Here is a 6218-nt window from a genome sequence, read left to right on the forward strand (position 1 = left end):
CTCGGAAACACTGCCAATAACCGGTCTAAGCTTTTGGTGTAAGTCCCATTTTCAGACCTGATATGAGGCTTTTATCTTCGTCACACAACCGGGGAATAAATTTCATTTAACCTTGAACTTGAAATTTTTATTCCTCATACTGGTTTTAGAAATGTCATTACAGGTTTATTTCATCGGTCACTGTCGGGGCTTGGTTTAATACAGAAGGAAATGGGGATGGGTACACAACACAAAGTACTGGATGTCATATGTATCGGCCGTATTGCCGTCGATTTTTATGGGCAGCAGATTGGTGCCCGGCTGGAAGATACCAGTACATTTGCCAAATATTTAGGCGGGTCATCAGGTAATGTTGCTTATGGCACCGCAATTCAGGGCTTGAAGTCAGGCATGCTGGCACGTGTTGGCGATGAACATATGGGCCGTTTCCTACGCGAGGAATTACAGCGTGTTGGGTCTGATACCCGTTTTCTTATTACTGATAAACAGCGGCTGACAGGTTTGGTTATTCTGGGTATTAAAGATCAAGAGACTTTTCCACTGATCTTTTACCGTGAAAACTGCGCTGATATGGCCCTGACACCAGATGATATTGACGAGACATATATTGCTTCATCACGCGCGCTGGCAATCACGGGTACACATCTTTCGCATCCGAATACCCGAGCAGCAGTGCTAAAAGCATTGGAATATGCCCATAAGTATGGGTTGCGCACAGCGCTCGATATTGATTATCGCCCGGTATTATGGGGCCTGACCTCACTTGGAGACGGTGAAACGCGTTTCATAGAGTCGCAAAAAGTAACGCAGGAATTGCAGGAAGTACTGCATCATTTCAATTTAATCGTTGGTACAGAAGAAGAATTTCACATTGCGGGGGGGAGCACAGATACGCTGACAGCCCTGCAAAATGTGCGTAAAACTACGCCAGCGACACTGGTTTGCAAGCGCGGAGCACAAGGTTGCTCTGTTTTTGAAGGGGATATTCCCACCCGTTGGGAGTCAATCAAACTGCATTCTGGTGTGCGCGTCGAGGTTCTCAACGTATTAGGGGCTGGCGATGCCTTCATGTCTGGCCTGCTGCGCGGTTATCTGAATGATGAAGGCTGGGAGCAAGCCTGCCGCTACGCCAATGCCTGTGGGGCGCTAGTTGTTTCACGTCATGGTTGTGCTCCAGCGATGCCGACAAAAATTGAACTGGATGATTATCTTAGCCGCGAATATTCCGTGCCACGCCCTGACAAGGATAGCCGCCTTAATCATTTACATCGGGTGACTACCCGTAAGCAACAGTGGCCTGAACTTTGTGTTTTTGCCTTTGACCACCGCAAACAATTGGCTGATATGGCCCGTGAAGCCGGTGTTGGTGAAGAGCGCATCCCAAAACTTAAGACATTGTTGCTACAAGCAGCGCAACAAGCCGCTTTGGAGTCTGGATTGGAGCATAAAAGTGGCATTCTGGCTGATACGACATATGGTCAGGAGGCGCTCAATATCATTACCGGCCAGGGATGGTGGATAGGCCGCCCCATAGAATTACCCAGTTCCAGACCATTACGGCTTGAACACGGTAATATTGGTTCCCAGCTAATAGATTGGCCACTGGAACATGTGGTTAAGTGTCTGGTTTTTTATCATCCCCAAGACCGTGCAGAACTGCGCCAACAGCAGGATGAGCTGATTGTGGATGTATATCGTGGATGCTGTAAATCAGGACATGAATTGCTACTGGAAGTGATTTTACCTGAAGATAATAAGGATAAGGATGAGCGCTATTATATTGAAACTATGGCTCATTTCTATCAGCTAGGCATTCAGCCAGATTGGTGGAAGCTGCCGCCGCTAACGGCAGAAAACTGGCAACTGGTTGGCAAACTGATTGAAACTCAAGATCCCTATTGCCGAGGTGTATTAATTCTTGGGCTGGACTCGACAGAGGCCGTATTAAAAGCAGGGTTTGCCGCTGCTGCACACGCCCCGTGGGTTAAAGGTTTTGCTGTCGGCCGGACCATTTTTGGCCAGGCATCGCGCCACTGGTTACAAGGTGAATTGAATGATGCCGAGTTAATGACACAAGTGAAACAAAATTACCAAACCCTGATCGGTTATTGGCGTGACTATCGTCCTGCTATTTGAATTAAAAACTGCTCTATCGGCGCTGAAGTGATACTGCCTCAGCGCCACTATTATGCCGCTATCTACGCTGTTTATTCCCCATAAAGCCAAAAAAATCCTGATTTCTATCAAAGTTAATAAAGGAATATCTTTAGATTTCATTCATTTCTATTAATATAGTTTGGTGAATTTATTTAAGTTGCGATGAAATAAAAGCAAATACTGACATCAATAAATGAAATTTTCCAACCACCTGTTAGAATACTGTCAGATAGACTCAAAGAACTTGGGGTTGCAGCCAGCCAAAGCGAACACATCTCAACGAGCTGACACATGTAAGTCATTCGGGTGAATAACCTTAGCTAACAACCTTGCAGCTTTAAGTACGAAGGGAATAACCCCTGAAATTTCCTCTGCCGTGGGCCGAATGGATGAATAACCCTACTCAACTTTCATTGTTACAAGACCAAATTCGTCATCGCTATGAGACGTTAAGCAAGCGCTTAAAACAAGTTGCCCGTTATATATTGGATAACAGTAATAGCATTGCATTTGATACGGTTGCTTCTATTGCGGCTCAAGCCGACGTACCACCTTCAACATTGATCCGATTTGCTAATGCCTTTAATTTCAGTGGCTTCAACGAAATGAAACAGGTATTCCGCCAGCATTTGATGGAAGAAACCGTTAACTATACCGAGCGAGCACGGTTATTCCGCCAAACATCAACAGATGGCAGCACGGCACCAGAAAGTCCGGCAGAAATACTGAATGTATTTACCATGGTAAATGCACAAGCGCTGCAACAACTGGCCGTACAAACCAGCGCAGAACAGTTGGAGAGAGCAGTTGAATTGTTGAAAAATGCTGAAAATATCTATGTGATTGGTCTACGTCGCTCTTTTAGTGTTGCTTCTTATCTCACCTATGCGTTACGCCATCTGGAACGTCGTGCTTTTCTGATCGATGGGTTAGGGGGAATGTTCGCTGAACAACTGAGCATGGTGAAACCCAAAGACGTAGTGATCGCCATTAGTTATTCACCTTATGCGCAAGAGGCGTTAGAACTGGTGGAATTAGGGGCGAAGAGTGGTGCACAACAGATTGCGATTACAGATAGCCAGGTCAGCCCATTAGCGGCTTTTAGCGATGTGTGTTTTGTCGTGCGAGAAGCTCAAGTTGACGGTTTCCGTTCGCAAGTAGCCTCTATGTGTCTGGCACAAACATTGGCAGTTTCACTGGCACTGAATAACGCGAAAGAGTAAACACTCCAATAGGAGGCTCTGTTCGTTTTTCGTCATTTCTGCTCACACCTAGAATGGGTAGGGTTTCTCCTACCCCATTATTATATGCTTTAGCCAGAGTAAGTTAGCTGTTATTAACCGGATAGTTATCGCTGTTGATCCATGCGTGATCTTTCTCCCAGGTAAATTTCCATAACCGTACCGGCCCTGCCATCACATTCAAATAATAGTTGTCGTAGCCTGCTAACGTTGCCACCGGGTGATAACCTTTGGGGACTTTCACCACATCACGGTTATAAACAGGCATACACTCATCCAATGAACGGTCGTCAGTATAAACACGCTGCATACAGAAGCCCTGTTCAGGGTTCAACCGGTGATAATAGGTTTCTTCAAGATAAGTTTCGTCGGTAGAATTTTCCTGATCGTGTTTATGACTTGGATATGAGCTGGTGTTCCCTTCGTCTGTGTAGACCTCTACCACCAGCAAACTGTCCGCAGGCTCACTGTCAGGCAGAATATTATGCACTAACCGCTGGTTGCGCCCCTTACCGCGCCGTTCGACCCCGACATCAGCCGGCGTAATCAGGCGGGAAGGCAAATGTCCCTGTGCAGGGGCACGGCATACCGCCAATTCCAAGTCAGTTTCTGCCACCACTTTCACATGATCATGATGCGGGACATAAACAGAATAAGGCGGTGTTCGTTCGAACGGACTCATACGTTTACCAATATGTGGGTATTCAGCGTGCAGAGTTGAAACTGAAGCAACACCAGCAACCAATACCAGACAGAGTTCATTGTCACCACTGTCCAGAACTAATGCTTTACCCGCAGTAAGACGATAGACATCAAATCCAACAAAACGCCAACCCGCATTTTGCGGTGAAATGTGTTGAATACGTCCATCCGCATCCGGTAACTGACATTTGGCAAGCAGTGAAGACATAATAACTCTCCTGTTAACACTTGAAATTAACCCAAGGCACACCCACTGATAGCATTAGCCAAGTGTTGGCATACTGTACTCTGAAACCGTTTGCTGGCCGGTAGGCCAACGGGCAGTGGTTGTTTTCATCCGGGTATAAAAACGCACGCCATCGGTACCGTGAACATTTAACGCACCGAATACCGAGCGCTTCCAGCCACCAAAGCTATGGAATGCCATTGGGACAGGTACTGGAACATTGACGCCAACCATTCCGGCCTGAACTTCATGCACAAATAGCCGCGCATAGTGGCCGCTACTGGTAAAAATAGCGCTGCCGTTGCCAAACTCATGGCTATTAACTGTATCAATGGCTGTTTGGTAATCAGGGACTCTGACAATACCCAGTACCGGCCCAAAAATCTCTTCCCGATAGATTTTCATCTCTGGCGTGACATGGTCAAACAGAGTGCCGCCTACATAATATCCCTGCTCATAACCTGCAACTTTATAATTGCGGCCATCGGTGACTAACGTTGCGCCCTCTTTCACACCTTGATCGATATAACCGAGCACTTTTTTCTGATGGGTGGCAGAGATTAGCGGCCCCATCTCATTTTCTTCACCACCTTGCTGCAAGCCTGGGCCGACTCGCAAGTGAGTGATGAGTGGTTTTAACTTCTCAATTAATTTGTCCGCAGTGTCATCACCCACGACAACCGCAATCGGCAAAGCCATACAACGTTCACCCGCCGAACCAAATGCACCACCCATCAATGCATTTACTGTGGCATCCAAATCAGCGTCAGGCATGATAATTGCCTGATTTTTAGCAGCACCAAATGCTTGTACGCGCTTACCGTGCGCACTGGCAGTAGTATAAATATGTTCAGCTACGGTAGAAGATCCAACAAAACTGACGGCCTGAATTCGTGGGTCAGTGCAGAGTTGGGCTGCACTCTCATTTGAACAGTGAATAACATTGAATACACCATCCGGTAACCCAGCTTCAGTCAACAATTCCGCCAGACGAACAGAGGCTGACGGGTCTAATGCCGGTGGCTTCAGGATAAAGGTATTGCCGCAAGTTAAGGCGACGGGGAACATCCACATCGGGACCATTGCTGGGAAGTTAAACGGTGTTATACCTGCGACCACACCTAACGGTTGCATCATGGAAAAACAATCCACCCCCGTACCAACATCTGCGGAATATTCACCTTTCAAGAGATGTGGAATGCCACAGGCAAACTCGACGACTTCCAGCCCACGGGTGATCTCACCCAACGCATCGGAATAAACCTTGCCGTGCTCACGGACAATCAACTCAGCCAGCTCATCACGATGTTGCTCAATCAGCGCTTTAAAGTTGAACATAATACGGGCGCGACGCAGTGGGGTAGTCCGTGACCAATCGGCAAATGCTTGATGGGCCACGCCGATAGCCTGATTAACTTCCTCGGCAGTACTTTGCGTAACCTGGCTTTCGACTTTACCGGTGGCTGGATTATGAATCTCGGCAGTCTGATTGCTGGAACTCAGGGAATTCTTCCCGCCAATAAAGTTACTCACGATTTTCATGTCTAACCCTCTTCTCAATAGCTGCTACCGCAAGGTTCGCTCAAAGTGGCTTTAACCTGACACCCATTCCTAACGGACCATACGCTCAATCAGTAAAGGCTATCTTGTGGTGGGACCAAAATAGCCAGCAAGGCGACCAGCCACCCGAGAGGCGAAAAACCAGCCGACATGCAGACTCTATTCCATTGAAAAAAAAGTTTCAAATAACTTCTTTTAGAAATTTTGTTTTGTGCGATGTATCGCAAGTTCCTGTAAGGCTTTAACACCGCCATCAAAAAAGCCAGAGAGCCCACGCAACGCGCCAAAAAGGCTAAAAAATCTCGTTTTTTTGCGATAAACAAATTGTTAAG

Annotated in this window: 5 protein-coding genes; 2 read left to right on the plus strand and 3 right to left on the minus strand. The window is 46.9% G+C overall.

Going from position 1 to position 6218, the window contains the following annotated elements; genetic code table 11:
• Positions 1 to 216: 216 nt before the first annotated feature.
• Positions 217 to 2136, plus strand: coding sequence for a bifunctional 5-dehydro-2-deoxygluconokinase/5-dehydro-2-deoxyphosphogluconate aldolase (locus tag V1952_RS19225; protein WP_420071078.1), 1920 nt, complete (start codon positions 217 to 219; stop codon positions 2134 to 2136).
• Positions 2137 to 2546: 410 nt separating this feature from the next.
• Positions 2547 to 3380: a MurR/RpiR family transcriptional regulator gene (locus tag V1952_RS19230; RefSeq protein WP_372560288.1), complete on the plus strand. Its 834-nt coding sequence runs from the start codon at positions 2547 to 2549 to the stop codon at positions 3378 to 3380.
• A gap of 103 nt (positions 3381 to 3483) precedes the next feature.
• Here V1952_RS19230 and iolB read toward each other — a convergent pair whose 3' ends face one another.
• From iolB to V1952_RS19245, 3 genes are all read right to left on the minus strand, one after another.
• Entirely contained in the window at positions 3484 to 4308 is an 825-nt protein-coding gene (iolB, locus tag V1952_RS19235) for a 5-deoxy-glucuronate isomerase (RefSeq protein ID WP_083161299.1), read from the minus strand.
• 54 nt (positions 4309 to 4362) lie between these two features.
• The gene (locus tag V1952_RS19240; protein ID WP_372560287.1) at positions 4363 to 5868 is read right to left on the minus strand and encodes a CoA-acylating methylmalonate-semialdehyde dehydrogenase; all 1506 of its coding nucleotides are present in this window, start codon (positions 5866 to 5868) and stop codon (positions 4363 to 4365) included.
• Between the two features lie 89 nt (positions 5869 to 5957).
• A partial coding sequence (locus V1952_RS19245) for a hypothetical protein (RefSeq protein WP_420075341.1) occupies positions 5958 to 6218 on the minus strand: 261 nt, incomplete at its 5' end.

The sequence above is a fragment of the Yersinia sp. 2542 StPb PI genome (genome assembly GCF_048593855.1).
GTDB lineage: Bacteria > Pseudomonadota > Gammaproteobacteria > Enterobacterales > Enterobacteriaceae > Yersinia > Yersinia enterocolitica_E.

What these genes read in the sequence shown, in the direction of transcription:
- iolB (WP_083161299.1), bottom strand. Translation starts at nt 4,308, where the DNA reads ATGTCTTCACTGCTTGCCAAATGTCAGTTACCGGATGCGGATGGACGT.
- V1952_RS19240 (WP_372560287.1), bottom strand. Translation starts at nt 5,868, where the DNA reads ATGAAAATCGTGAGTAACTTTATTGGCGGGAAGAATTCCCTGAGTTCC.
- V1952_RS19230 (WP_372560288.1), top strand. Translation starts at nt 2,547, where the DNA reads ATGAATAACCCTACTCAACTTTCATTGTTACAAGACCAAATTCGTCAT.
- V1952_RS19225 (WP_420071078.1), top strand. Translation starts at nt 217, where the DNA reads ATGGGTACACAACACAAAGTACTGGATGTCATATGTATCGGCCGTATT.